The organism is Mesorhizobium sp. M7A.F.Ca.US.014.04.1.1 (assembly GCF_003998745.1).
In the GTDB taxonomy this organism is placed as follows: Bacteria; Pseudomonadota; Alphaproteobacteria; order Rhizobiales; family Rhizobiaceae; genus Mesorhizobium; species Mesorhizobium ciceri.
In genome coordinates this window covers 1-903 of the sequence record NZ_RZRW01001179.1, presented here as the reverse complement: position 1 = coordinate 903, position 903 = coordinate 1, and the positions used below count along the sequence as shown (strand labels likewise).

General features: G+C 60.1%; 2 protein-coding genes. Both read left to right on the top strand.

Features of this window, described 5'->3' with window-relative positions; all coding sequences use genetic code 11:
• On the top strand, positions 1-269 hold a 269-nt coding region (locus tag EOA22_RS35410), incomplete at its 5' end, for a response regulator (protein ID WP_164756263.1).
• A gap of 263 nt (positions 270-532) precedes the next feature.
• A partial coding sequence (locus EOA22_RS35405) for a response regulator (RefSeq protein ID WP_127390703.1) occupies positions 533-903 on the top strand: 371 nt, incomplete at its 3' end.

Here is a 903-nt window from a genome sequence, read left to right as displayed (position 1 = left end):
TGCAGGCACTGGCCGATGCCGCCGAATGGCAACCCGACCTCATTCTGCTCGACGTGATGATGCCGGACATGGATGGGCCGGAGACGCTGAGGCGTCTGGCCGAGGCTGGCGCGACGGCCTCGATACCCGTGGTGTTCATCACCGCGCGCACCCAGACGCATGAGGTCGAACGCTATCTGGCAATGGGCGCGGTAGGGGTGATCGCCAAACCGTTCGACCCGCTTGCGCTTGCCGGTGAAGTCAAAAGATTGCTTCTGTCGCGCGCCTGAGTCGACGATTGACTGGCCACCGAGCGCGTTCTGGCAGCAGACTGTGCGATGCCGTTCAGGGCTCCTATACCATGTCGCCTTATTCATCTACTGATTGTGCCGAGGGTGCAGGCGCAGCGAATCAGGTTGTCTATAATCGCGGTGGCATCGGCGGACGTCGATGAGAGAGCTGAGAAGAATATTTCTGTCTGCATGAACCGCATTGGCGGATGTCGGTTCATGGGTTGATCACTCCGGGGGGCGACGGAACCGGAGCAAGGCTGGTGAACGGATCGAAGGCAAGAGTTCTGATTTGCGACGACGATCCCTTGTTGATCGAGCTGATGGAATTCAGGCTCAGGGCAAAGGGATATGAGGTCATCAAGGCAGTAGACGGGGCGGAAGCGCTCTTGAAGGCGGAGCATGAGGCGCCGGACATCATCGTGCTCGACGCGATGATGCCCAAGGCCGACGGCCTGGAGGTGCTTGCCCGCATCAAAAACGATCCGGCTTTGTCCGAAACTCCGGTCGTCATGCTGACCGCCCGCAAGGGCGAAAGGGATATCGTCTCGGCCCTGGAGAAGGGAGCGGACGACTATCTTGTGAAACCATTCATTCCCGAGGAGCTGCTGGCCCGGCTTGCGCGTCTGCTCGC